Annotated in this window: 23 protein-coding genes and 1 pseudogene; 11 read left to right on the top strand and 13 right to left on the bottom strand. The window is 67.0% G+C overall.

Annotated features, from left to right (window positions below; all coding sequences use genetic code 11):
- Positions 1-487: 487 nt before the first annotated feature.
- Positions 488-784 (bottom strand): cupin domain-containing protein, encoded by a 297-nt coding sequence (locus WS57_RS02475; protein ID WP_009690292.1) that lies wholly within the window; start codon positions 782-784, stop codon positions 488-490.
- A 432-nt stretch (positions 785-1,216) separates the two neighbouring features.
- Between WS57_RS02475 and WS57_RS02470 the strand changes: the two genes are divergently transcribed.
- The 3 genes from WS57_RS02470 to WS57_RS02460 all read left to right on the top strand — a co-directional run bounded on the left by WS57_RS02470 (position 1,217) and on the right by WS57_RS02460 (position 4,487).
- Positions 1,217-2,170 carry an ABC transporter ATP-binding protein gene (locus WS57_RS02470; RefSeq protein WP_069243698.1) on the top strand — a complete coding sequence of 318 codons (954 nt, stop codon included), beginning with the start codon at positions 1,217-1,219 and terminating at the stop codon, positions 2,168-2,170.
- Positions 2,167-2,928, top strand: coding sequence for an ABC transporter permease (locus WS57_RS02465; RefSeq protein WP_009690290.1), 762 nt, complete (start codon positions 2,167-2,169; stop codon positions 2,926-2,928). Before WS57_RS02470 ends, WS57_RS02465 begins: the two co-directional genes overlap by 4 nt.
- A gap of 140 nt (positions 2,929-3,068) precedes the next feature.
- A complete protein-coding gene (locus WS57_RS02460; protein ID WP_069243697.1) occupies positions 3,069-4,487 on the top strand; it encodes an MFS transporter in 1,419 nt (472 codons plus the stop codon).
- Positions 4,488-4,652: 165 nt separating this feature from the next.
- Here WS57_RS02460 and WS57_RS36770 read toward each other — a convergent pair whose 3' ends face one another.
- The 3 genes from WS57_RS36770 to WS57_RS02445 form a co-directional block, all read right to left on the bottom strand.
- On the bottom strand, positions 4,653-5,252 hold the full coding sequence (locus tag WS57_RS36770; protein WP_155755106.1) for a hypothetical protein: 600 nt from the start codon (positions 5,250-5,252) through the stop codon (positions 4,653-4,655).
- A gap of 67 nt (positions 5,253-5,319) precedes the next feature.
- Positions 5,320-6,530, bottom strand: a protein-coding gene (locus WS57_RS02455) for an IS3 family transposase (RefSeq protein ID WP_155774291.1) whose coding sequence is annotated in 2 segments (ribosomal slippage) — positions 5,320-6,215 and positions 6,215-6,530 — 1,212 coding nt in all. Because the reading frame shifts where the segments join, the coding sequence is not laid out codon by codon here.
- Between the two features lie 40 nt (positions 6,531-6,570).
- Positions 6,571-7,320 carry a hypothetical protein gene (locus WS57_RS02445; protein ID WP_069243696.1) on the bottom strand — a complete coding sequence of 250 codons (750 nt, stop codon included), beginning with the start codon at positions 7,318-7,320 and terminating at the stop codon, positions 6,571-6,573.
- Positions 7,321-7,485: 165 nt separating this feature from the next.
- Here WS57_RS02445 and WS57_RS02440 point away from each other — a divergent pair, with 165 nt between their 5' ends.
- Positions 7,486-8,706 carry an ISL3 family transposase gene (locus WS57_RS02440; protein WP_069243695.1) on the top strand — a complete coding sequence of 407 codons (1,221 nt, stop codon included), beginning with the start codon at positions 7,486-7,488 and terminating at the stop codon, positions 8,704-8,706.
- Here WS57_RS02440 and WS57_RS36765 read toward each other — a convergent pair.
- The gene (locus WS57_RS36765; protein ID WP_155774250.1) at positions 8,637-9,068 is read right to left on the bottom strand and encodes a hypothetical protein; all 432 of its coding nucleotides are present in this window, start codon (positions 9,066-9,068) and stop codon (positions 8,637-8,639) included. The two genes, WS57_RS02440 and WS57_RS36765, sit on opposite strands and share 70 nt — an antisense overlap.
- A gap of 14 nt (positions 9,069-9,082) precedes the next feature.
- Here WS57_RS36765 and WS57_RS02435 point away from each other — a divergent pair.
- Both WS57_RS02435 and WS57_RS02430 read left to right on the top strand, forming a co-directional pair.
- A pseudogene (locus tag WS57_RS02435) lies at positions 9,083-9,355 on the top strand (MFS transporter); the annotation flags it as partial.
- A 221-nt stretch (positions 9,356-9,576) separates the two neighbouring features.
- Positions 9,577-10,278, top strand: coding sequence for an MBL fold metallo-hydrolase (locus WS57_RS02430; RefSeq protein ID WP_009687822.1), 702 nt, complete (start codon positions 9,577-9,579; stop codon positions 10,276-10,278).
- A gap of 15 nt (positions 10,279-10,293) precedes the next feature.
- On the opposite strand, the gene WS57_RS02425 is transcribed toward WS57_RS02430, so the two are convergent.
- The 8 genes from WS57_RS02425 to WS57_RS02390 all read right to left on the bottom strand — a co-directional run bounded on the left by WS57_RS02425 (position 10,294) and on the right by WS57_RS02390 (position 18,064).
- On the bottom strand, positions 10,294-10,524 hold the full coding sequence (locus WS57_RS02425) for a hypothetical protein (protein ID WP_009687821.1): 231 nt from the start codon (positions 10,522-10,524) through the stop codon (positions 10,294-10,296).
- Between the two features lie 101 nt (positions 10,525-10,625).
- Positions 10,626-12,122 (bottom strand): M81 family metallopeptidase, encoded by a 1,497-nt coding sequence (locus WS57_RS02420; protein ID WP_059515192.1) that lies wholly within the window; start codon positions 12,120-12,122, stop codon positions 10,626-10,628.
- Positions 12,119-13,399, bottom strand: a complete 1,281-nt coding sequence (locus WS57_RS02415; RefSeq protein ID WP_069243694.1) for a Zn-dependent hydrolase — start codon at positions 13,397-13,399, stop codon at positions 12,119-12,121. The genes WS57_RS02420 and WS57_RS02415 overlap by 4 nt, the downstream gene beginning before the upstream one ends.
- Positions 13,400-13,433: 34 nt before the next feature.
- The gene (locus WS57_RS02410) at positions 13,434-14,135 is read right to left on the bottom strand and encodes an ABC transporter ATP-binding protein (protein WP_059515187.1); all 702 of its coding nucleotides are present in this window, start codon (positions 14,133-14,135) and stop codon (positions 13,434-13,436) included.
- Positions 14,132-14,899 carry an ABC transporter ATP-binding protein gene (locus WS57_RS02405; RefSeq protein WP_040131081.1) on the bottom strand — a complete coding sequence of 256 codons (768 nt, stop codon included), beginning with the start codon at positions 14,897-14,899 and terminating at the stop codon, positions 14,132-14,134. Before WS57_RS02405 ends, WS57_RS02410 begins: the two co-directional genes overlap by 4 nt.
- On the bottom strand, positions 14,896-15,930 hold the full coding sequence (locus WS57_RS02400) for a branched-chain amino acid ABC transporter permease (RefSeq protein ID WP_059515185.1): 1,035 nt from the start codon (positions 15,928-15,930) through the stop codon (positions 14,896-14,898). Before WS57_RS02400 ends, WS57_RS02405 begins: the two co-directional genes overlap by 4 nt.
- Positions 15,927-16,787 (bottom strand): branched-chain amino acid ABC transporter permease, encoded by an 861-nt coding sequence (locus tag WS57_RS02395; protein WP_009688863.1) that lies wholly within the window; start codon positions 16,785-16,787, stop codon positions 15,927-15,929. The genes WS57_RS02400 and WS57_RS02395 overlap by 4 nt, the downstream gene beginning before the upstream one ends.
- Before the next feature lie 68 nt (positions 16,788-16,855).
- Complete coding sequence (locus WS57_RS02390) at positions 16,856-18,064, bottom strand: ABC transporter substrate-binding protein (protein ID WP_059479613.1); 1,209 nt, start codon at positions 18,062-18,064, stop codon at positions 16,856-16,858.
- Between the two features lie 245 nt (positions 18,065-18,309).
- Here WS57_RS02390 and WS57_RS02385 point away from each other — a divergent pair, with 245 nt between their 5' ends.
- The 5 genes from WS57_RS02385 (at position 18,310) to WS57_RS02365 (ending at position 22,452) form a co-directional block, all read left to right on the top strand.
- Positions 18,310-19,158, top strand: a complete 849-nt coding sequence (locus WS57_RS02385) for a FadR/GntR family transcriptional regulator (protein ID WP_009688861.1) — start codon at positions 18,310-18,312, stop codon at positions 19,156-19,158.
- 167 nt (positions 19,159-19,325) lie between these two features.
- Complete coding sequence (locus WS57_RS02380; protein WP_059605992.1) at positions 19,326-19,757, top strand: YciI family protein; 432 nt, start codon at positions 19,326-19,328, stop codon at positions 19,755-19,757.
- A 133-nt stretch (positions 19,758-19,890) separates the two neighbouring features.
- Complete coding sequence (locus WS57_RS02375) at positions 19,891-20,697, top strand: DinB family protein (protein ID WP_059515179.1); 807 nt, start codon at positions 19,891-19,893, stop codon at positions 20,695-20,697.
- Complete coding sequence (locus WS57_RS02370) at positions 20,694-21,422, top strand: alpha/beta fold hydrolase (protein WP_059605995.1); 729 nt, start codon at positions 20,694-20,696, stop codon at positions 21,420-21,422. The genes WS57_RS02375 and WS57_RS02370 overlap by 4 nt, the downstream gene beginning before the upstream one ends.
- A 127-nt stretch (positions 21,423-21,549) precedes the next feature.
- Positions 21,550-22,452, top strand: coding sequence for an alpha/beta hydrolase (locus WS57_RS02365; RefSeq protein WP_059605998.1), 903 nt, complete (start codon positions 21,550-21,552; stop codon positions 22,450-22,452).
- Positions 22,453-22,487 lie beyond the last annotated feature (35 nt).

Here is a 22,487-nt window from a genome sequence, read left to right as displayed (position 1 = left end):
AGCGGCGACGGCGGAACGGCGCGAGCGCGTTCCCGCGGCGCCGTGATCCGGCACGGCGCCGTCGGAACTTCAGGTCGGAATCGGATTCGCCGCTAGGCGGCGCTGCGGCAACGCGGGCGCGCGACTCGCGTCACGCCCGCATGCGCGGAAAAAACGGAAAAAGCGGAAAACGGCAGTCCGGCTAGCCTCGTGGATGCGCGTGTCATGGATGGTCTCCGTACGTACGCTTGATTCGTTATCGTGATGCGTCGTTCGGCAAACTATGATCGGACGATACGCACAAGTAAATGGATGCAGAGTTCCAAACGGGCCGGATCGCGCAGTCCCTGTCCTTGCGTGGTTTTTGACAGATTTTCAAACAGCCTACATTGCCTTTGCTCAGACAAATATCCAGCCGGTATAACAGGCGTTTGATTCGTCATGCGCGAACCGCGCGCGGCCCGACGCGGCGGCCCGCGCGGGCGGTCGTCCCGCCTGCGGCGCAAGCTTACACATCGACGATCGCCAGCGTGCCGTGACTGCCGGGCAGCACCGCGTGACGTACGCCCGCGTGCGCGAGATACATCTGCCCGGCTTCGACCACGATCGTTTCCCCGTCGACCTCGAGCATCAGCCGGCCGTCGAGCACCAGCAGCCCTTCGTTGTAGTCGTGGACTTCCGCGGCATACGGCTGCGCATCCATGCGCAGCACCTTGATCCGCGCCGGCCCGACTTCGCCGACGATCACGGACTTCCACGCGACGGCCTGCGCGGCCGCAACGGACTTGAAATCGATCAGGGACATGCATGCCGCTCCTGGAAGGGGAAGACATGCATTTATCACGAGCGCGCCGCGAGCCGTCCCGATACGGCGCGGCGAGGTCCGGGCAGCACAGTCGGCCGGCCGACGACCGCCGCCGGCGCGCAAAACGCGGATCTGCATCGATCGGCGCGAATCGATGCATATTGTTCGCCTTACTCGAATAAAAACCCGCGGCATTCAACGCACGCGCGATATTTCGAGCAAATCCCGCACGCCCGCCCCACTGCCTTTCCATCAGCATGCATTTCGATCTTCCGATTGCTAAGATGGCGGTCCCGCGATCCCGCACCCTGCACCGTTCGACATGACGCCTGCCCGCCATGCCGCGCCCGCTCTCGCCCGCTTGCCCGCGGCCGGGAAGCCGGGCCTGCATGACCGGCGCCGCGCTGCCGGACGGTCGTGCCATCCGTGAGCATGCAACCGATCCTCTCCGTTTCCGATCTCTCGAAAACCTACGCGTCCGGCTTCCAGGCGCTGAAGCACGTGACCCTCGACATCCGTCCCGGCGAGATCTTCGCGCTGCTCGGGCCGAACGGCGCCGGCAAGACGACGCTGATCGGCTCGATCTGCGGGATCGTCACGCCGACCGAAGGCCGCGTGACGGTCGGCGGCCACGACATCCGCGATCGATACCGCGCCGCCCGCGAAATGATCGGCCTCGTGCCGCAGGAACTGACGACCGACGCGTTCGAGACCGTCTGGGCGACCGTGTCGTTCAGCCGCGGGCTGTTCGGCAAGGCGCCCGATCCCGCGTACATCGAGAAGACGCTGAAGGCGCTGTCGCTGTGGGACAAGCGCAACAACAAGCTGATGACGCTGTCGGGCGGCATGAAGCGCCGCGTGATGATCGCCAAGGCGCTGTCGCACGAGCCGCGCATCCTGTTCCTCGACGAACCGACCGCCGGCGTCGACGTCGAGCTGCGCCGCGACATGTGGAAGCTCGTCGATACGCTGCGCGAGGACGGCGTGACGATCGTGCTGACCACGCACTACATCGAGGAAGCCGAGGAGATGGCCGACCGGATCGGCATCATCCTCGGCGGCGAACTCGTGCTCGTCGAAGAGAAGCGCGAGCTGATGCGCAAGCTCGGCAAGAAGCAGCTGACCGTGCAGCTCGAACATCCGCTCGCGACGGTGCCGGCCGAACTCGCGCCGTTCGCGCTCGAACGCGCGGACGACGGCGCCGCGCTCGTCTACACCTACGACTCGCAGCGCGACGACGCGAGCATCGCGAAGCTGATCAATGCGCTGGGCGCATCCGGCATCGGCTTTCGCGACCTGCATACGACGCAGAGCTCGCTCGAGGATATTTTCGTCAGCCTGATCGACAACCGCCGCAACGGCGCACAAGAGGCCCAGACCCGATGAATCTCCAGGCGATCCGCGCGATCTATCGCGCCGAAATGGCCCGCACGCGCCGCACGCTGATGCAGAGCATCATCGCGCCGGTGATCTCGACGTCGCTGTACTTCGTCGTGTTCGGCTCGGCGATCGGCTCGCGCATCAGCGACGTGAACGGCATCGGCTACGGCTCGTTCATCGTGCCGGGCCTCGTGATGCTGTCGCTGCTGTCGCAGAGCATCTCGAACGCGTCGTTCGGCATCTACTTCCCGCGCTTCACCGGCACGATCTACGAGATCCTGTCCGCGCCCGTGTCGTACTGGGAGATCGTGATCGCGTACGTCGGCGCGGCCGCGTCGAAGTCGATGCTGCTCGGCCTGATCATCCTCGCGACCGCCGGCCTGTTCGTGCCGCTGCACATCCTGCATCCGTTCTGGATGGTGCTGTTCCTCGTGCTGACGTCGATCACGTTCAGCCTGTTCGGCTTCGTGATCGGCATCTGGGCCGACAGCTTCGAGAAGCTGCAGCTCGTGCCGCTGCTGATCATCACGCCGCTGACGTTCCTCGGCGGCAGCTTCTATTCGGTCGACATGCTGCCGCCGGTGTGGCGCGTCGTCACGCTGTTCAATCCGATCGTGTACCTGATCAGCGGTTTCCGCTGGTCGTTCTACGGGCTCGCGGACGTGCACGTCGGCATCAGCCTCGCCGCGACCTCGCTGTTCCTCGTGATCCTGCTCGCGATCGTCGCGTGGATGTTCCGCACCGGCTACAAGCTGAAGAACTGACCGGCGCGCGCCGCGGCGATGACGCATTTGTTCAAGCCCGCGGCGCTTTTCCTCCAATGCGGCTTTTTGTGGTCGCGTCTACTGAATGCTCGAAGCCTTGAAGCCGCCCGCTTCGAGGCTTTCCTTCTTCAGAGGACGCCATGCCCGCCGCCACCGCTCCCGCCTCCGCCGCCGCCCGGCTCGAACGCCTGCCGTTCTCCGGCTATCACAAGCGGATCTTCTTCATCATCGCGATCGCGTTCTTCTTCGATTCGGTCGACCTCGGCACGATGACCTTCGTGCTCGGCTCGATCCGCAAGGAGTTCGGGCTGTCGACCGCGGCCGCCGGCCTCGTCGCGAGCGCGAGCTTCTTCGGCATGGTGCTCGGCGCGGCCGTCGCCGGCCTGCTCGCCGACCGCTTCGGCCGCCGCCCCGTATTCCAGTGGAGCATGGTGCTGTGGGGCGCCGCGTCGTACCTGTGCTCGACCGCGCAGAGCGTCGACGCGCTGATCGTCTATCGCGTGCTGCTCGGCATCGGCATGGGCATGGAATTCCCGGTCGCGCAGACGCTGCTGTCCGAATTCGTGCCGACCGAGAAGCGCGGCCGCCTGATCGCGCTGATGGACGGCTTCTGGCCGCTCGGCTTCATCACGGCCGGCATCGTCGCTTACTTCGTGCTGCCGCAGTTCGGCTGGCGCACGGTGTTCGCGCTGCTCGCGATTCCGGCTGTGTTCGTGCTGGTGGTGCGCCGCATCGTGCCCGAATCGCCGCGCTGGCTCGAACACGCGGGCCGGCACGCGGAAGCCGACACGGTGATGCGCACGATCGAGGCGAAGGTGATGCGCTCGGCCGGCGTCGCGACGCTGCCGCCGCCGTCGCGGCTCGCCGAGCCGGCCGCCGCGCGCGGCCGCGGCGCGCTGCGCGAGATCTGGAGTGGCGCATATCGCCGCCGCACGACGATGGTGTGGCTGCTGTGGTTCTTCGCGCTGCTCGGCTTCTACGGGCTCACGTCGTGGCTCGGCGCGCTGCTGCAGCAGGCCGGCTTCGAGGTCACGAAGTCGGTGTTCTACACGGTGCTGATCTCGCTCGGCGGCGTGCCGGGCTTCCTGTGCGCCGCATGGCTCGTCGAGCGCTGGGGCCGCAAGCCGACCTGCATCGCGTCGCTGGTCGGCGGCGGCATCATGGCCTACGCCTACGGGCAGAGCGCGCTGTACGGCGGCAGCATGGCGCTGCTGATCGGCACCGGCCTCGCGATGCAGTTCTTCCTGTTCGGGATGTGGGCCGCGCTGTACACGTATACGCCCGAACTGTACGGCACCGGCGCGCGCGCGACGGGCTCGGGCTTCGCGTCGGCGATCGGGCGCGTCGGCTCGCTGATCGGGCCTTACGTGGTGGGCGTCGTGCTGCCGGTGTTCGGCCAGGGCGGCGTGTTCACGCTCGGCGCGCTGTCGTTCGCGGCCGCCGCGATCGCGGTGTGGACGCTCGGGATCGAAACGAAGGGGCTCGCGCTGGAAGAACTCGCGACGGGCGACGATGCGGCCGGCGGCCGCTATCCGGCAACGGCCGACAAAGTGTTGTGACCGCGGCACGGCGCATTCGCAAGCAAGTCATCGGCGGAAACGGGCGCTGGACCGGCGCTTCGGTTTCCGCCGACACCCGCCCCACTGCCCATGCGAGGTGACCCCGACGAGCGCGTCCCGCATCGAATACAGTGCCTTCCCCGCCCGCTCCATCTTGCTCCAGGGTCAATTGGGAAGCTCGCTATCGACAATGAAGGTGCCATTCGCATAGCGATACTGTCGTGTAAGAGGTTCTGGTTTTGCGTAATTCGCCCAGTGAATACGGAAATCGTCTCCCGCCTCAGTCCAAGCGATCGCAAGATAGGGAGACTTGTTCCCTGAATCGGTGAACAAGTCGATGTTCTTGATGCAGCTCTGCACCAGCGTCGAGTAGACAGGTTCTGCGCGTTTTCCATCTAAACGAAGGACGTAAAGCGTTCCTTCCTCGCCGGCCCCGCAGTAGCCCGTTGGATTGTCGCTGGACGATTGATTGATCACCACCATGAGGAACTCATGCCCATCGATTATTCGGGAGCGCGCCGCTGGAAATGCGACGCTCGATGACGACGTCAATGCACGCCGTATCGCGCCAGGAACCTCCAGGGTCCGCAATTTTCCATGCCGCGCGTCAGTCACGACGAGCCGGTGCGCATGTTGCTGCACAATCGGTCCCGCGCTCAGTTGTACATACTGCGGCTCCGGTGTTTGTGCAATCGCGACGGCACTAAAAGCGCCGACAACCATTCCACACAATGCCGTCTTAATTGTTCGCCATGTGGTCTGCATAACAGATACCCGAATAGATCCAAGCGTGTTCATCGGTGGAGTTGACCCTGTAATCCCGGACACGGCATCACACTAAGGTTGCTGAATCCATCGAGCGCCGGAACTCGCGAGGCGAGCGGTATTTCAGCGCGCTATGGGGATGCTTCTCGTTGTAATGCTCGAACGCGATGGCCAAGTTGCGTGCAGCAGTCGCTGCGTCCGGCTTTGGCATGAAGGCAACGTAGTCGCGCTTCATTGTCTTCACGAAGCTCTCGGCCATCCCGTTACTTTGCGGGCTGCACACCGGCGTGGTCAATGGCTTCAGGCCGATGGCCACTGCGAACCGGCGCGTGTCGTCGGCCGTGTAGCCCGAACCGTTGTCGCTCAGCCACTCGATTTCGGACGGGGTATGCAGTTCGTTGCCAAACCGATTTTCCACTGCAGCCAGCATCACGTCGCGCACGATGTCGCCGCTGTGACCTGCTGTCGTGGCTGCCCAGCTCATCGCCTCTCGGTCGCAGCAATCCAGCGCAAACGTCACCCGCAGCGGCTCGCCGTTGTCGCAGCGGAACTCGAAGCCGTCCGAGCACCATCGCTGATTGCTGCGCGCGACGGCCACCTTGCCATCGTGCCGACGTTGCGGCCGAGGCGGGGCTGGACGCCGTTGCATCAGCAGACCGTGAGTGCGCATGATGCGATAGATGCGCTTCGCATTGAACGGCACCTGTCCGGCAGCAATGCGTTCATTGCGCAGCGAGCCCCACACCCGGCGATAGCCATAGCTGGGCAAATCGCCGACGACTCGGCGGATTTCCTCGACCACGCTCGCATCGTCCGTCTGCCGCGATTGACGGCCATCGCGCCACGTCGCCGGACGCGACAGTCGTGCCGATACGTTCGAGCGCGACACGCCGAGAACTTCACAAACCAGTTTCACTGGTCGTCCTCCGGCAGCGAGGGCGAGTGCGCTATCCATTTTTTTGCCCGGCCGTACTCGACTGCTTCGCGGAGAATCTCGTTCTCCATGGTCTTCTTGCCGAGCATCCGTTGCAGCTCGCGAATCTGCTTGAGCGCGTCGGCCAGCTCTGAGGCCGGAACCACTTCCTCGCCAGCCTTGACCGCTGACAGGCTCCCATCCTGGTACAGCTTGCGCCAGTGGAACAGCTGGTTCGGGTTCACGCCGTGCTGCCGCGCGACCATCGAAACCGACTTCCCTGGTTCGAAACTCTCGCGAACCATCGCCAGCTTTTGCTCCGCCGTCCAGCGCCGCCGGCGCTCCGGGCCCGTCAACACTTCCATCACTTCCTGCCTAGTGTTAGTCAAAAACACAGTCTTATGCCTACCCGTTATTGTAAGTGGGTGACTGTGTCCGGCGTTTCAGGGGGCTGCTCCAATCGGAACGACCTGCCTTCCCACTCTTGTATGTGTCCTTGTCGCGTTTGTGCAATTCTTCCACAGTCTTATCCTTGTTCGCATCTTTCGACATATCCCAGCCAATGTTGCTGGTGTCCGGATCGCACATAATCGTCCCATTCGGCACCCAAGCGTTCGATGATTCGTCCCACCGGTAGTAGACGCTGCCATTCCAACGAGAAAACGTCGCACGGATCAGTTGATCTTCGGTATATGGATGACCAGCCAAATCTTTCTTGGCATACCCCTGCTTCTCTTGATAGAGCTTGATGCCCACCTTGATATTCTCTTTCCAATTCCACACTTGTTCGTAAGTAGGCGCTGGATTGGTCATCTGTGTCATGCCGTACCCGTTGTCAAAGGCGACGACGGGTTCCTGATCCGCATTGATGAAGTTCTTGTAGTGACTTTCCTGATTGATCACACGATCGAAGCCGACGGCGTCCTTCTGGGTCTTCAAAAATTCGAGCACAGCGTCTTTGCTCGGGTTTGTGCCGACGATAAAAACCGTGCGTCGGAATTGCTCCGTACCTGCAGTGACCTCGACCACCAGTTTGCCGCCCAAGATCTTCCCGCCCAGATCGGCGACCCAGGTTTTGTCATTGCTCGAGAACGAGCCGGTATCCGAGAAGGTTTTGAGCTTTTTGCCGCGTGGTTTCTCCCGAAGTCCGCTCACCTGCGCGTCCCACGTGATCGTCCACTTCCATTGATACGGTGGAGGCTGCTCTGTCTTTATCTCGAATGTGATCTCCGGAAATTTGGTTCATCGCAGAAAACCGTGGAGGGTTTTCGAGCGATTGCATAATGTGACACCTGATTCTAAGGATGTCGGAGGAGGCAATTGCTCGATCGAAAGGCACTTCAGGCACTGGGCTGCTGGACCGGCTATCGGTTGGAGCGTGTGGAATGGCCGCAAGGAGAAAAGCGCACGCTATCGCTGCATTTGAAGCCGGTCAGCAAGGTGATGTACTGCGAGCAATGCGGTGCGCGGTGCAATCAAATCCACGAGACGATAGTTCGCCGCGTGCGCGATCTGCCGCTGTTCGAGTACCGAGTAGTGCTGCACGTCCCCCGCCGCCGGGTCTGGTGCGAACGCTGCGGCGGTCCACGGCTGGAGAAACTGGCGTGGCTGGGCCGTTACCAGCGAGTGACGGAGCGATTTGCCAAGGCCTGCGAGAAACTGCTGCAAGCAGCCAGCGTGCAGGCAGTGGCGACCTTCTACGATCTGGGCTGGCACACGGTCAAATCGATCGACAAGATGCGCTTGCAAGCGCGTGTGGCTGAGCCGGACTGGTCGACGATCCGTTATCTTGCGATGGACGAGTTTGCACTCCATAAAGGCCATCGATATGCCACGGTGGTGGTCGATCCGATCGGCCGGCAGGTGCTTTGGATTGGATCGGGACGCTCACGCGAGACGGCCCGCGCCTTCTTCGAGCAGCTTCCTGAGGGTGTCGCCGAGCGCATCGAAGCAGTCGCGATCGACATGACCACGGCCTACGAGCTGGAAATCAAGGCGCAGTGTCCGCAGGCCGAGGTGGTCTACGACCTGTTCCACGTCGTGGCCAAGTACGGGCGCGAAGTGATCGATCGGGTGCGAGTGGATCAGGCCAATCAGTTACGCCATGACCGGCCGGCCCGCAAGGTATTGAAATCCAGTCGCTGGCTGCTGCTGCGCAACCGCCACAACCTGAAGCCCGAGCAGTCCGTGCATCTGAAGGAACTGCTGGCTGCCAATCAGCCGTTGCTGTGCGTCTACGTGCTACGCGACGAACTCAAACGGCTCTGGTTCTACCGAAAGCCTGCCTGGGCGGAAAAGGCCTGGGAACACTGGATCGAACAAGCCCGGCAAAGCGGGATTGCCGCGCTACAACTGTTCGCGCAGCGCCTGCAGGGGTACTGGCACGGAATCCTCGCCCGCTGCCGCCATCCGCTCAATACCAGCGTCGTCGAAGGCATCAACAACACCATCAAGGTCATCAAGCGTCGGGCCTACGGGTACCGCGACGAGGAATACTTCTTCCTCAAAATCCGCGCCGCGTTCCCCGGTAATCCTCGATGAACCGGAAATTTTGGCGTCTCGTCGAGGTAGGCGCCTCGTGCATTGCCGGCCTGCTGGATCAGGTAGCCGAGATGGAGCGCGGAGTTCCCCTGACTGCTGAACAACGGCACCGCGGACTTCGCCGCAGCGTTGCGCGTCGCCGGGTGGCAGACCTGATCAACAGTCGCCGGGTCGAACCGAACCAGCCCGTCTCGAGGCACGAACTGGGCGACCCGCCGAACCGGACCGTAGACGGCACAGCCGGTGCTGGCGCAGGTGATCGAAAAGCCGGCGTAGCGCACCGTGGCGCTACCGATCGCGCGCTCGATGAACACCGGTTTGTACGTCGGCATCGGCAGTTGAGCCAGGTCGCACGACGTCATGGCCTGGCGCTGCTCTATACGGCACCGGCGCGCGCGCGACGGGCTCGGGCTTCGCGTCGGCGATCGGGCGCGTCGGCTCGCTGATCGGGCCTTACGTGGTGGGCGTCGTGCTGCCGGTGTTCGGCCAGGGCGGCGTGTTCACGCTCGGCGCGCTGTCGTTCGCGGCGGCCGCGATCGCGGTGTGGACGCTCGGGATCGAAACGAAGGGGCTCGCGCTGGAAGAACTCGCGACGGGCGACGATGCGGCCGGCGGCCGCTATCCGGCAACGGCCGACAAGGTGTCGTGACTGCGGCGCGGCGCGCGCCCGCGCGCCGCAAACGCGCCTTTGCGCCCGCAGGGCGGCGGCATTCGTCGTTACAATAGCCGGCAGCTGCCGCGCCTCGCCCCGCTCCGTTGAAGGCAGGTGACGCCGCGCATTCGCAAGCAAGTCATAGGCGGAAACGGGCGCTGGACCGGCGCTTCGGTTTCCGCCGGCACCCGCCCCACTGCCCACGCGAGGTGATCCCGATGAACGCGTCCCGCATCGAAGAAATCCGCAGCGGCCTGTTTCGCGCGACAACCTACGTCGACGCGCTGAACCTCGGCTTCAGCCAATTCTTCGTCCGCTCGCCGAGCGGCGAGGTCGTCTGCATCGAAACCGGCACCCGCGCCAATTTTCCGCAGCTGCGCAACAGTCTCGCGACGGTCGGCATCGCGCCGTCGAGCGTGGCGGGCGTCGTCGTCCCGCATTTCGAGGCCGACGAGATGGGTGCGCTGCCCGAATTCCTGGCCGCTAATCCCGCGCTCGTCGCCTACGGCCATCCGATCTGTACGCACGGGCTGGCCGACGTGTTCGGCGTACGCGTGAAGCCGCTGAAGGACGGCGAGCCGACGACGATCGCCGGCGTCGAGATCGTGCCGGTGTTCACCAAGCACGTGCACCAGTGGGATGCGATGGTCGTGTATCTGCCGGCCTACCGCGCGCTGCTATCGTCAGACATACTGATGCGCTTCGGCGACGACGACGCGGACGATCCGCTGCCCGTCATCCTCGACTCGATCAGGCGCTCCGACTATCTGCCCTCGCTCGCGCACATGGCGGCTGCGCTGCGCCGGATCCAGGCGCTCGAGCTCGACATCATCCTGCCGATGCACGGCGCGGCCATCACGCGCGACATCCCGCGCGTGCTCGCCGGCGCGATCGCGCATTGCGACGCGGCCGCCGCGTAGCGCCGCCCGCGCCGGTCAGGCGCCGGTGACGACGAACTCTTCGGCCGCCTTGCGCTGGATCGCGGCCATCATCGCCAGCTCGCGCTTGCTGCGCGGCTCGCTGGAAACGACGCCCGTCGCGTGCTTCGCCTTCGCACCCGGCGGGTAGAAGACGAACGACACGCCGGCCGGCGCATCCGGCTCGGCACGCAGGCGCTTGTTCAGGATCTTCAGATACTTCTTCTTCGAGACTTCCTTCGCGGCCATGACGCCCTCCGGCATGAACGTGGTGCCGGTCAGCATACCAGTTTTGCCCGCCGGCCCGGCGAGACCGGCGGCAAGCTGGCGGACCGCGCCAGGATGCGCGGTCACGCCGCGGGCGCCGCGTCCCATCGCCCGATCTCGTCGAGCGGATACACGGGCCGCGCGAGCCGCTCGTAGCGGAACAGCCCGTAGTCCGACCCCGTGACGCCGCGGCTGTCGCATTCGACGAGCGCGGCCGCGATCGGCACGAACACGGGGCGGCAGTACATCCGCGATTTCAGCAGCAGAAACCGCGCGCGGCGCGGATCGATGCCGACGCTCTCGAACACGCCGAGATCCCACGGCTCCTGCGTGCGCTCGGTGACGACGAGCGTCGCCGCGCCGATGTCGAGCACGACCGCGCGGCCCATGTACGCGCGCTGGCCGGTATAGGTCGGCCCCGTGATCACGTATTCGCCGTCGGTGATCGCGCGCACGACGCCGGTCGCGCGAAACGGCTCGCGCCGCGCGCCGCCGTGCGACGGCAGCTTGTTGCCGACCGGCACCGTGACGGTCGCGCCGACGCCGGCGTCGATCAGCCGCGCGACGGCCTCCGGGTCGCACAGCGGCCCGCTGACGAGGCCGTCGAGCCCCTGCGCGAGCGCTTCCTCGAGCACGTCCATCGTGTCGCACGGGCCGCCCGACATGCAGTTGTCGCCGTGGTCGAGCAGCAGCACCGGACGATCCGCACCGCGCGCGAGCGCCGCGGCCTGCGCGACCGATTCGGCGAGCGGCGCGCTGCGGTAGACGAATTCGTCGCGCGCGTCCCAGATCTGCCGCGCGATGCGTTCGGCGAGGGCGTCGGCCGCCGCGCGATCGCCGTCGCCGACCACGACGACGCTGATGCACGGCGCGGGAATGTCGGCCAGCGAGAACCCCGACAGCACCGACACCGCGAGCATTCCGTCGGCCTCGGCCGCGCGCGCGGCGTCCAGCGCGCGCCGCATCGCGCCTTCGGCGCTCGCGCTGCGCAGCGTCGAGGTCATCAGCGGCGGCTGCCGCCATGCGAGCACCGGCCGCGCACGGCCGTGGATCCGGTCGAGCAGCACGCGCGCGGCATGCTCGCCGGTCTCGTACATGTCGACGTGCGGGTAGGTCTTGAAGCTGACGATCACGTCCGCGTGGTCGATCATCTTCTGCGTGACGTTCGCATGCAGGTCGAGCGCGACCGCGATCGGCGCATCGGGCAGCGCCGCGCGCACGCGTTCGAGCAGGTCGCCCTCGCCGTCCGCGCTCTGCTCGGCGACCATCGCGCCGTGCAGGTCGAGCATCACCGCGTCGCAGCCGGGCGCGGCCGCGACGATCGCGTCGCAGATCGCCGCATACGCGTCGGCCGCGACCGGGCCGCTCGGGTTCGCGGCCGCCGACACGGGCGTCACGACCTCGGCGCCTTCGCGCGCCGCCGCATCGAGGAACGCGGCCATCGCGGTGCGCATCCCGCGATTCGCGCGATCCGCGTCGTCGCCCCAGTCGGGGCCGTTGCGGCCGAACGCCGACAGCGGCGTCGGCACCGGCGAGAACGTATTGGTCTCGTGATTCATCCGGGCAATCAGGATCTTCATCGTGCGTCGCCCTCCGCAATGCCGGCCGCGCCGAGCATCGCCTGCAGCAGCACGTTGCAGCCGGCTTCGAGATGCGCGGGATCGGCGTCCTCGATCTCGTTGTGGCTGATGCCGTCCTTGCACGGCACGAAGATCATCGCGGTCGGCGCGACGCGCGCGAGATACACGGCGTCGTGCCCTGCGCCGCTGATCACGTTCATCGACGACAGCCCGAGCGCGTTCGCGCCCGCGCGCACCTGCTCGACGAGCGCCGCATCGAACGGCTGCGGCGGGAAGTACACGACCTGCTCGACGTCGATCCGCATGTCGGCCTGCGTCGCCGCGTCGGCGCAGGCCGCGCGCAACGCGGCGTCCATCGCGGCGAGCGTGGCGTCGTCGACCGCACGCAGGTCGACCGTCAGCGTCACGCGCCCGGGAATCACGTTGCGCGAGTTCGGATGCACGTCGACCCAGCCGACCGTGCCGCGCCCGTGCGGCGCATGCGCGCGCGCGATGCCGTTCACCGTGCGGACGAGGTCCGCGGCCGTCAGCAGCGCGTCGCGCCGCAGTTCCATCGGCGTCGGGCCCGCATGCGCCTCCATGCCGTGCACGGTCACGTCGTACCAGCGCTGCCCGAGCGCGCCCTCGACCACGCCGATCGTCGTCGCATGCGCTTCGAGCACCGGGCCCTGCTCGATATGCGCCTCGAAATACGCGCCGACCGGATGCGCGCCGGCCGCGTCGCCCGCATAGCCGATCGCGGCGAGCGCATCGCGCACCGACACGCCGTCCCGGTCATGCTGCGCGAGCGCATGTTCGAGCGCAAACGCGCCGGCGAACACGCCCGAGCCCATCATCACCGGCACGAAGCGCGAGCCTTCCTCGTTGGTCCACACCGCGACCTCGAGCGGCGCGCGCGTGCGCACGCCCGCATCGTCCAGCGCGCGCAGCACCTCGAGGCCGGCCAGCACGCCGTAGTTGCCGTCGAACTTGCCGCCGGTCGGCTGCGTGTCGATATGGCTGCCGGTCATCACGGGCGGCAGGTCGTCGCACGCGCCCGCGCGCCGCGCGAAGATATTGCCGATCGCGTCGATCCGCACGCTGCAGCCGATCGCCTTCGCCCACGCGACGAACAGATCGCGCGCCTCGCGATCGCGCTCGGTCAGCGCGAGCCGGCACACGCCGCCCTTGCTCGTCGCGCCGATCTGCGCGAGACGCATCAGGCTGTCCCACAGCCGCGCGCCGTCGACGCGCAGCGCGCGCGTCGCGACGTCCGGTCCCGAATCCTCTACTTGCATCGATGGAACTCCTCGCAATATAAGAACGCGGCGCTCACGCGACGCCGACGCCCAGGTAACGGTCCTTCACTTCGTGGTCGGCCGCGAATGCCGCATTGCCGCCTTCGTAGACGATCACGCCCTGTTCGATGATGAAGTGGCGATCCGCGAGCTGCGTGCACACTTCGAGGTTCTGCTCGACGAGCAGGATCGCGACGCCGGCCGCCTTGATCTGCTTCAGCTGTTCGACGATTTCCTCGACGATCACGGGCGCGAGCCCTTCGACCGGTTCGTCGAGCATCAGCAGGCGCGGATGGTTCATCAGCGCGCGACCGATCGCGAGCATCTGCTGCTCGCCGCCCGACAGCTGCGCGCCGCCGTTGCGGCGACGCTCCTTCAGCCGCGGGAAGATCCGGTAGATGTCGTCGAGCTGCCACGGCGAATCGCGGCGCGCGCCGAGCCGCAGGTTCTCCTCGACCGTCAGCAGCCGGAAGATGCCGCGATGCTCGGGCACGAAGCACAGCCCGCGCGCGGCGATCCGGTGCGCGGGCTGGCCCGCGACGGGCCGCCCCGCGAACGCGACCGCGCCGCCGCTCGGCGCGACGACGCCCGCGATCGTCTTCAGCGTGGTCGACTTGCCCGCGCCGTTGCGGCCGAGCAGCGTCACCGTCTCGCCTTCCCGCACGTTCAGCGACACGCCCTGCAGGATATGGCTCTTGCCGTAGCAGGCGTGCAGGTCCTTCACGTCGAGCATCATGCGCGGCCTCCGGTAATCATGTTGCCGAGATACGCGGTGCGCACGCGCTCGTCGCCGCGAATCGCGTCGGGCTTGCCTTCGACCAGCACGCGCCCTTGCTGCATCACCGTGATCGTGTCGGAGATGTCCATCACGATCCCCATGTTGTGTTCGATCAGCACGACCGTATAGTCGTCGCGCAGGCCGCGGATCAGCGCCTTCATGTCGTCGAGATCGTCGATCCCCATGCCGGAGGTCGGCTCGTCGAGAAAGATCGCGCGCGGCCGCGCCGCCAGTGCCATCCCCACTTCGAGCCGGCGCTGCTGCCCGTGCGACAGCGCGGCCGCCGCGGTGCCCGCGAAGCGCTGCAGGCCGAGCCGCTCCAGCACCTCGTCGACGATGCCGTCGTGCGCGAGCGCGCCGCGCGGCGGCGTCCACGGGTTCAGCGCGCGGCGCGACTCGACGCCCTGCGCGGCGACGCGCAGGTTCTCGCGCACGCTCAGGTTCGGAAACAGGCTCGTGACCTGGAACGAGCGTGCGATGCCGCGCCGCACGCGCTTGTAATCCGGCTCCTGCGTGACGTCGTGGCCGTCGAACACGATCGAACCCGACGTGATCGGCAACGTGCCCGTCAGCGTATGGAACAGCGTCGTCTTGCCTGCGCCGTTCGGGCCGATCACCGAGTGCACGGTGCGCGGCATGATGCGCAGGTCGACGCCGCCGAGCGCCGTGAATTTGCCGTAGCGCTTGACGATGCCGCGCGCTTCGAGAATCGCTTCGCTCATGCCTGCTCCCCGCTCGTTGCCGTATTGCGCCGCAGCGACGCCGCGACGCGCTCGCCCAGCCCCCACAAGCCGCGCTGCATGAACAGGCTGACCGCGATCAGCACGAGGCCGAGCAGCAGCAGCCAGCGCGGCCACAGCGTCGACAGCCAGTCCGCGAACAGCACATAGAACGCCGCGCCGAGCACCGACGCGAACAGGTTGCCGGTGCCGCCGATCACCGTCATCACGAGGATCATCTCGCTCGTGTGATAGTCGATGTTCGACAGCGGCGCGATTCCCGTCATCAGCGCATGCAGCGCGCCCGCGAAACCCGTCACCGCGCCCGACAGCACGAACGCCGCGAGCTTGAAGCGCTTCACGTCGTAGCCGGCCGCCGCCGCGCGCGCCTCGTTGTCGCGGATCGCCAGCAGCGTGCGGCCGAATACCGAGCGCGACACGCGCAGCAGCAGCCAGAACACCGCGACGAACAGCACCGCGACGAAGCCGTAGTAGCGCCACGGCGAATCGAGCGACACCAGCGGATGCCCGAACGCGGACAGCGCGGGACGCGGAATGTCGAGCAGCCCGTTGTCGCCGCCGGTGAGGTCCGGCGTCGTATACGCGAGAAAGTAGAACAGCTGCCCGAACGCGAGCGTCAGCATCACGAAGTAGGTGCCGCGCTGCCGGATCGAGAACCAGCCGACCAGCGCAGCCGCGACCGCGCCGAGCGCGCCGGCCGCCAGCAGCGCGAGCGGCACCGACGCGACGCCGCGCGTGAGCATGAGCCCGGCCGCATAGCTGCCGAGCCCGAAGAAAATGCCCTGCCCGAACGACAGCAGCCCCGTCAGCCCGAGCAGCAGGTTGCAGCCGAGCGCGGCGAGCGCGAACACGAGCACTTCGGTCGCGAGCGACCCGGAGCTCAGCGCCAGCGGCAGCACGCATACGACCACGACCGCGAGCCAGCCTTCCGGCCGCCGCAGCGCGCCGCGCCATGCGGACGAACGCCGGGCGGCGGAGGCGCCGGGCGGCAGCGATTTCGACGATTCGATCATGCGGTCCTCCCCAGCAAACCGTTCGGGCGCAGCAGCAGCACGGCGGCCATCGCGACATAGATCATCAGTCGCGCGCCTTCCGGCCACAGCGTGCTCATCAGGCTCTGCACGATGCCGACCAGCAGCCCGCCGACCAGCGCCCCGAGAAAATTCCCCATCCCGCCGACGACCACCACCACGAACGCGACGCCGAGCGCCTCGATCCCCATGAACGGATCGACGCCGCGGATCGGCGCGGCCAGCACGCCCGCGAGCGCGGCCGTCGCGGCGCCCAGCGCGAACACGAGGCTGAACACGCGCGTCACGTTGATGCCGAGCAGCGACACCATTTCCGACGACTCGCTGCCCGCGCGCACCGTGCTGCCGAGCCGCGTGCCCTCGAGCACCCACCACAGCAGCGCGGCCAGCACGGCCGTGAAGCCGATCACGAACAGCCGGTATTTCGGATAGACGAAGCTGCCCCAGATCACGACGCCGCTCAGCGCGTCGGGCGGCGGCACGTTGTCGCCGAGCGGGCCCCACGCGAGAATCGCGCACTCCTGCAGCACCAGTGCGAGGCCGACCGTCGCGAGGATGTGGAACTCGTGCTGCTGCGCATACACGTGACGCAGCACGAGCTTTTCGACGAGCCACGCGAACGCGCCGACCACCAGCGGCACGATCGCGAGCGCGACCCAGAAATTCGCCGACCATTGCAGCGCCTGGTAGCACAGGTACGCGCCGAGCAGGTAGAACGCGCCGTGTGCGAAATTCACGAAGCGCAGCAGGCCGAACACGATCGACAGGCCGACGGCGAGCAGGAAGTACAGCATGCCCACGCCGATGCCGTTGACGATCTGCAGCAGATAGACGTTCATGGCTTCCGTATCGGAAAGGAGGAAACGGACGTCCGCGGCGCGCAGCGGCCGCGGACGCGCCCGGCGCGTTACGCGAGCTTGCAGCCGGTCTTGTCGACGGGCAGGAACGACTGCCCCGAGCTGACGATGTCCGCGTAGTCGTCCGCGTTCTTCATCCGGCTCTTCGGCTTGCCCTTCAGCAGGTAGTAGTTCTTCAGCACCTGATGGTCGCCCTTGCGGATTTCCTCGGGGCCGGTGAGCCCGTCGTACTTCATGCCTTCCATGGCGGCGACGACCTTCTTCGGGTCCGCGGTGCCGGCCTTCACCATCGCGTCGAGCAGGATCTTCGAGCAGATGTACGAGCCGGCGAGGCTGTAGTTCGGGTTCGACTTGAAGGTCGCGTTGGTGCGCTTCACGAGATCGCGGTTCAGCGGCGAGTCGATCCCGTGCCAGTACTGCGCGCCGAAGTAGACGCCGTCGCAGATGTCGGCGCCGAGCGTCTCGAACTGTTCGAGGCCCGACGCCCATGCGAGCAGGATCGTGCAGTTGCGCTTCATGCCGAAACTCACGGCCTGGCGCAGCGTGTCCGACGACTGCGAGCCGAAGTTCAGGATCAGCAGCACGTCGGGCTGCGCGGCCGCCGCGTTGGTCAGGTAGCCGCTGAACTCCTTCTCGGCGAGCGAGTGGTAGCTGTTGCCGACGTGCTCGATGCCCTTTTCCTTGAAGATCGCCTTCGCGGCCGACAGCAGCCCGTCGCCGAACACGTATTGCGGCGTGATCGTGTACCAGCGCTTCGCCTTCGGAAGCATGCCGATCAGCGGCCGCACCGTCTGCTCGATCGCGCCGAAGGTCGGCACCGACCAGCGGAACGTCGCGTCGTTGCAGTCCTTGCCGGTGATTTCGTCGGCGCCGGCCGTCGTGATGAACACGCCGCCGGCCTTCTGCACTTCCTTGCCCATCGCGAGCGACTCGGACGACAGGATCCCGCCGGCGAAGAAGCGCACGCCCTTTTGCTGCGCGATCTCCTGCACGCGCCGCACGGCGGTCGCCGGCTTGCCTTCGGTGTCGAGCGCGGTATAGGCGAGCGGTGCGCCGAGCACCTTGCCGTACTGCTTGACGACGAGCTGCATGCCGAGGTCGGCGTATTTGCCGTTGGCGGCGAACGGTCCCGACATCGGCACCGGGCATGCGAGCTGGAGCGGTGCGCCCTGCGCGAAGGCGGCCCGCGACGACAAGCTGCCGAGCGCGCCCGGCACGGCCGACAGAGCGGCCAGTTTCAACAGTTCTCGGCGATTCAAGTTGATGCTCCTGGTAAGAGGGACATGCGCGATACGACCGACTGCGGGCACGCTCCCGCCCGGCGCGGGCGGAGACCGGCCTCCACGATACGTTTCACCGGTTGATCCTATTTATCATGATAAATAGAATGAACCCGATCCTAGGGAGGATCAAAATTAGTGTCAATCAGGCAAAATTCCGTACCCCGCGCCGGAACGGATCGTCGACGATGACGGGCGCGCAGTCAGACAAAGGAGTCTCGAAGATGGTCATGGACCGAGCCAGGGCGGGCCTCGCGGTCGAAATCAAGCAGCCGAAGCGCGCGGATCTCGTCGCGGAGGAAATCAAGCGGCTCATCACCGAGAAGGACCTGAAGCCCGGCGACCGGCTGCCGCGCGAGGCCGAGTTGCAGCAGCTCTACGCGGTCAGCAAGAGCACGATCCGCGAGGCGCTGAAGTCGCTCGAGGTGCAGGGGCTGATCAAGGTCACGACGGGGCCGTCGGGCGGCGGGATGGTGGTCGAGGTGCCGCTCGACCGCACGCTGCAGCTGCTGCAGAACTACCTGTTCTTCAAGGACGTCACGATCGACGACATCTACACGGTGCGGCAGCTGCTCGAACCCGAGCTGGCGGCGGGCGCCGTCCCGCACCTGACCGAGCGCCACTTTGCGGCGCTGGAGGCGAACATCGCGTGCTGCGACGGCGCGTCGGGCGTGCACGATCGCGGGCACATGCTGCGGCAGCGACAGGAGGACACGACGTTCCACGACATCCTCGCCGCCGCGAACCCGAACCCGTTCCTGCGCTTCAGCTGCGAACTGATCAACGAGATGATCCGGCAGCTGATCGAGTTCCGGAACGACACGCCGCTCGCGGAACACAAGCGCTTCGGCGAAGCGAACGTGCAGATTCATCGCGCGATCCTGCAGGCGGCGCGCGAGCGCGACACGGAGCGCGTGCGCGCGCTGATGGTCGAGCACATGACCGAGGCGCCGAAGCACGTGAAGCGGATGAAGGGCAAGCTGCGCGGGCGGCTGATTCTCGATTCGGAGATCCGCAAGCGCGCGAGGGCGGAGATTGCGCCGGCCGATGCCGAGGAGACGGCCGACGACTGACGGCCGCCGCGCACCCGCCCCGCCGACGCGCGGCGATTCAACGCCACGATTGTTGTTCCGCGATGTCGATTTCCGTGCAGGTCGCCCGTCGTATCCATGCACGCCCCCGTTCGCGCTGCCGCGCGGCGGGGCCTGCGCCCCGTCACTCAACCGAAGGAGCAACGACAATGCGCGTCATGGTGATCGTCAAGGCGACGGCCGATTCCGAAGCGGGCGCCCTGCCCGATACCGAACTGCTGGCCGCGATGGGCCGGTTCAACGAGGAACTCGTCAAGGCTGGCGTGATGCTCGCCGGCGAAGGGCTGCACCCGAGCTCGCGCGGCAAGCGCGTGCGTTTTGCCGGCGAGGGCCGCACGGTGATCGACGGCCCGTTCGCCGAAACCAGGGAACTCGTCGCCGGGTTCTGGCTGTGGCAGGTGAAATCGATGGACGAGGCCGTCGAATGGGTGAGGCGCTGTCCGAATCCGATGCCGGGCGAATCGGAGATCGAGATCCGCCCCGTGTTCGAGCCCGAGGCGTTCGGTGCAGAATTCACGCCGGAACTGCGGGAGCAGGAGGCGCGACTGCGCGCGGAAATGGACGCGCGGAAAGGCACGTAGGCCGCCGCGCATGCACGGCGGGCGCGCCCGGTCACGCCGCTCGATCGCCGGCCGCCCCGCCGCACAAATCGATTGACGCGGCGCGTTTTCGTAACGTATCGTTTTGCGACGTTATTAAAACGCGCTGCATCGCATGCATTCCCGTTTCGACCGCTTCCGTTCGACGCCGCTCGGCGCGCAGCTCGAAGCGCTGATCACGCACCCCGATCGCTACCTCGAATTCGCGGCGCTGTCGCGCGTCGGCGTGGCCGCGATCGGCGCGATCCAGGACGAGCTCGCGCGGACCTTCCCCGAAATCGCCGCCGACACGACCGCCCGGCAGTTCTGCGGCGCGATGGTGGCCGACGTGATGCGCCGCCACGGCCACGAGGTCGTGCAGCCGCGCGGCCGGCTCGGCGGCGCGCTGTTCAGCTACGGTGCGGTGTTCAGCGCGGCGCCGTGGCGTGCGCCGTTCGCCGAGGTCGTCGCGGCGCTGTCCGCGATGCCCGCCCGGCTCGCCGGCTACGCCGCGCATGTGCCGGCCGCGCTGCAAACGCGCCGCCCGCCGGGCACCGGCTTCTCGCTGGTCGAACATGCGTGCCATCTGCGCGACCTCGACGCGGTGTTCGCGGCCCGCATCGACGCGGTCCGCACGCACGATCTTCCGCTGCTCGAATCGGTCGACGGCACCGCGCTCGCCGAACAGCGCGACTATCGCGCGCAGCCGCTCGACGAAGCACTCCACGCATTCCGCACATCGCGCGCCGCGCTGTGCGCCGACGCCGCCGCGCTGCGGCCGTCGCAACTCGCGCGCTGCGGACTGCGCGACGGCATCCGCCGCATGTCGCTCGACGACCTCCTGCGCGAACTGCTCGATCACGACCGCACGCACATGCTCGAACTCGACGAACTGCTCGCCGAGCTCGCGCTGCCGCCCGTTCCTTCATCGCCTGCCCCATGAGCCAGCCCACCCCCGTCGTCTTCGTTCACGGCTTCATCGGCACGTTCGACGTGCCCGCATGGAACGGCCCGCATCTCGCCCCCGACCTGCTCGGCTACGGCGCACACCGCGCGACGCCGTTCGACGCGATCACGCTGGCTGCGCAGGTGGCGCATCTGCGACGCATCGTCGACGCGCACTTCGGTGCCGCACCGGTCGATGTGGTCGGCCACTCGGTCGGCGGCGCGATCGCGATGCTGTTCGCGCATGCGCATGCCGAACGCGTGCGCCGCGTCGTCAACGTCGAAGGCAACTTCACGCTCGACGATGCGTTCTGGTCGGCGTCGGTCGGCCGCATGACGCCGGCCGAAGCCGACGCGATGCTCGACGGCCTGCGCGCCGATCCGCCCGGCTGGCTGCGCGGCGCGATCGACGCGCCGCCGCCGCGCCTGCACGACGACGCGCGCCGCTGGCTCGCACATCAGCCCGCCTCGACGCTGCGCGCGATGGGGCGCTCGGTCGTCGAGACGACCGGCGCGCCCGGCTATCTGCACACGCTCGCGCAGGTGTTCGACCGCCATCCGGTCTGGCTGGTCGCCGGCGAACGCTCGCGCGCGGGCTGGCACGTGCCGGACTGGGCGCTGGCCCGCTGCGCCGGCATCGAGACGATCGAAGGCGGCGGACATCTCGCGCCGGCCGAACGGCCCGACGCGTTTCGCGCGGCGCTCGAGCGCTGTCTCGCGTAGCACGCGAACGCAGGCGCGCTCGCCTACAACCCGTAGGCTTCGTCGAAATATGGTTGAAAGGCTCGGTTGCTAGAGTCGGTCGGCAGGGTTTTCCCGCGAATTCCGGACCTTCATGCACGAGCGACCCATGCGACGACCGACGACCCTCGCACGCGCCTTCTGGCTGCTTCTGCTGCTCGCCCTCGCCGGCCCCGCGCATGCATTCCAGACGCGGGTCGTCGCGATTCCGAGCGCCGCGATGCATGAAACGCTGAAGGCGACGGTCGTGCTGCCCGACGACTATGCGCGCGGCACGCGCAACGCCGAGCGCTACCCGGTCGTCTATCTGCTGCACGGCTCGGGCGGCGACCATACCGACTGGACGTCGAACACGCGCATCGGCGAGCTGGCCGACCGCTACCGCGCGATCCTCGTGATGCCCGACGGCGGCCACGAAAGCTGGTACATCGACAGCCCGTACGAATCGGGCAGCCGCTACGAGACCTTCATCGGCGACGAAGTCGTCGCGTACGTCGATGCCCATTTCCACACGCTCGCCACGCGCCATGCGCGCGCGATCACCGGGCTCAGCATGGGCGGCTTCGGCGCGCTGCGCATCGCGCTCGACCGGCCCGACACGTTCGGCGCGGTCGGCAGCATCAGCGGTGCGGTCGATCCGCGCAACTGCGAGGACGAACCGGGCATCGACCATGTGTTCGGCGATCCGGTCCGCCATCCGTCGTTCTGGAATCGCAATGCGATCGTCGAAAGCGCGCGCGCTTTCCTGCGCGCCCATCTCGACCTGACGATCGACTGCGGCCGCGACGACGCGTTCGTCGGCTCGAACCGCACGCTGCACGAACGGCTGGTTGCGCTCGGCGTGCCGCACGACTACGCGGAGCGGCCGGGCGGCCACACGTGGGACTACTGGGCGAACGCGATCCGCTACCAGATGCGCTTCTTCGCGGCGTCGTTCCAGCACGGCGGCTACGCATTCCATCCGCATCCGGCCGGCGCCGGCCGCGCGCCGGGCTTCACACGCGCGAGCTGAGCGGCGGCGCCTCGCGGCGCGCCACGGTGGTACGA

It is taken from the genome of Burkholderia pseudomultivorans, assembly GCF_001718415.1.
Classification (GTDB): domain Bacteria; phylum Pseudomonadota; class Gammaproteobacteria; order Burkholderiales; family Burkholderiaceae; genus Burkholderia; species Burkholderia pseudomultivorans_A.
This window is presented reverse-complemented; position numbering and strand designations above follow the sequence as displayed.

Bases quoted from the DNA above. Each gene is read 5' to 3' on its own strand.
- WS57_RS02475 (WP_009690292.1), bottom strand. From the start codon at position 784: ATGTCCCTGATCGATTTCAAGTCCGTTGCGGCCGCGCAGGCCGTCGCG.
- WS57_RS02470 (WP_069243698.1), top strand. From the start codon at position 1,217: ATGCAACCGATCCTCTCCGTTTCCGATCTCTCGAAAACCTACGCGTCC.
- WS57_RS02465 (WP_009690290.1), top strand. From the start codon at position 2,167: ATGAATCTCCAGGCGATCCGCGCGATCTATCGCGCCGAAATGGCCCGC.
- WS57_RS02460 (WP_069243697.1), top strand. From the start codon at position 3,069: ATGCCCGCCGCCACCGCTCCCGCCTCCGCCGCCGCCCGGCTCGAACGC.
- WS57_RS36770 (WP_155755106.1), bottom strand. From the start codon at position 5,252: ATGCAGACCACATGGCGAACAATTAAGACGGCATTGTGTGGAATGGTT.
- WS57_RS36765 (WP_155774250.1), bottom strand. From the start codon at position 9,068: ATGACGTCGTGCGACCTGGCTCAACTGCCGATGCCGACGTACAAACCG.
- WS57_RS02430 (WP_009687822.1), top strand. From the start codon at position 9,577: ATGAACGCGTCCCGCATCGAAGAAATCCGCAGCGGCCTGTTTCGCGCG.
- WS57_RS02425 (WP_009687821.1), bottom strand. From the start codon at position 10,524: ATGGCCGCGAAGGAAGTCTCGAAGAAGAAGTATCTGAAGATCCTGAAC.
- WS57_RS02420 (WP_059515192.1), bottom strand. From the start codon at position 12,122: ATGAAGATCCTGATTGCCCGGATGAATCACGAGACCAATACGTTCTCG.
- WS57_RS02415 (WP_069243694.1), bottom strand. From the start codon at position 13,399: ATGCAAGTAGAGGATTCGGGACCGGACGTCGCGACGCGCGCGCTGCGC.
- WS57_RS02410 (WP_059515187.1), bottom strand. From the start codon at position 14,135: ATGATGCTCGACGTGAAGGACCTGCACGCCTGCTACGGCAAGAGCCAT.
- WS57_RS02405 (WP_040131081.1), bottom strand. From the start codon at position 14,899: ATGAGCGAAGCGATTCTCGAAGCGCGCGGCATCGTCAAGCGCTACGGC.
- WS57_RS02400 (WP_059515185.1), bottom strand. From the start codon at position 15,930: ATGATCGAATCGTCGAAATCGCTGCCGCCCGGCGCCTCCGCCGCCCGG.
- WS57_RS02395 (WP_009688863.1), bottom strand. From the start codon at position 16,787: ATGAACGTCTATCTGCTGCAGATCGTCAACGGCATCGGCGTGGGCATG.
- WS57_RS02385 (WP_009688861.1), top strand. From the start codon at position 18,310: ATGGTCATGGACCGAGCCAGGGCGGGCCTCGCGGTCGAAATCAAGCAG.
- WS57_RS02380 (WP_059605992.1), top strand. From the start codon at position 19,326: ATGCGCGTCATGGTGATCGTCAAGGCGACGGCCGATTCCGAAGCGGGC.
- WS57_RS02375 (WP_059515179.1), top strand. From the start codon at position 19,891: ATGCATTCCCGTTTCGACCGCTTCCGTTCGACGCCGCTCGGCGCGCAG.
- WS57_RS02370 (WP_059605995.1), top strand. From the start codon at position 20,694: ATGAGCCAGCCCACCCCCGTCGTCTTCGTTCACGGCTTCATCGGCACG.
- WS57_RS02365 (WP_059605998.1), top strand. From the start codon at position 21,550: ATGCGACGACCGACGACCCTCGCACGCGCCTTCTGGCTGCTTCTGCTG.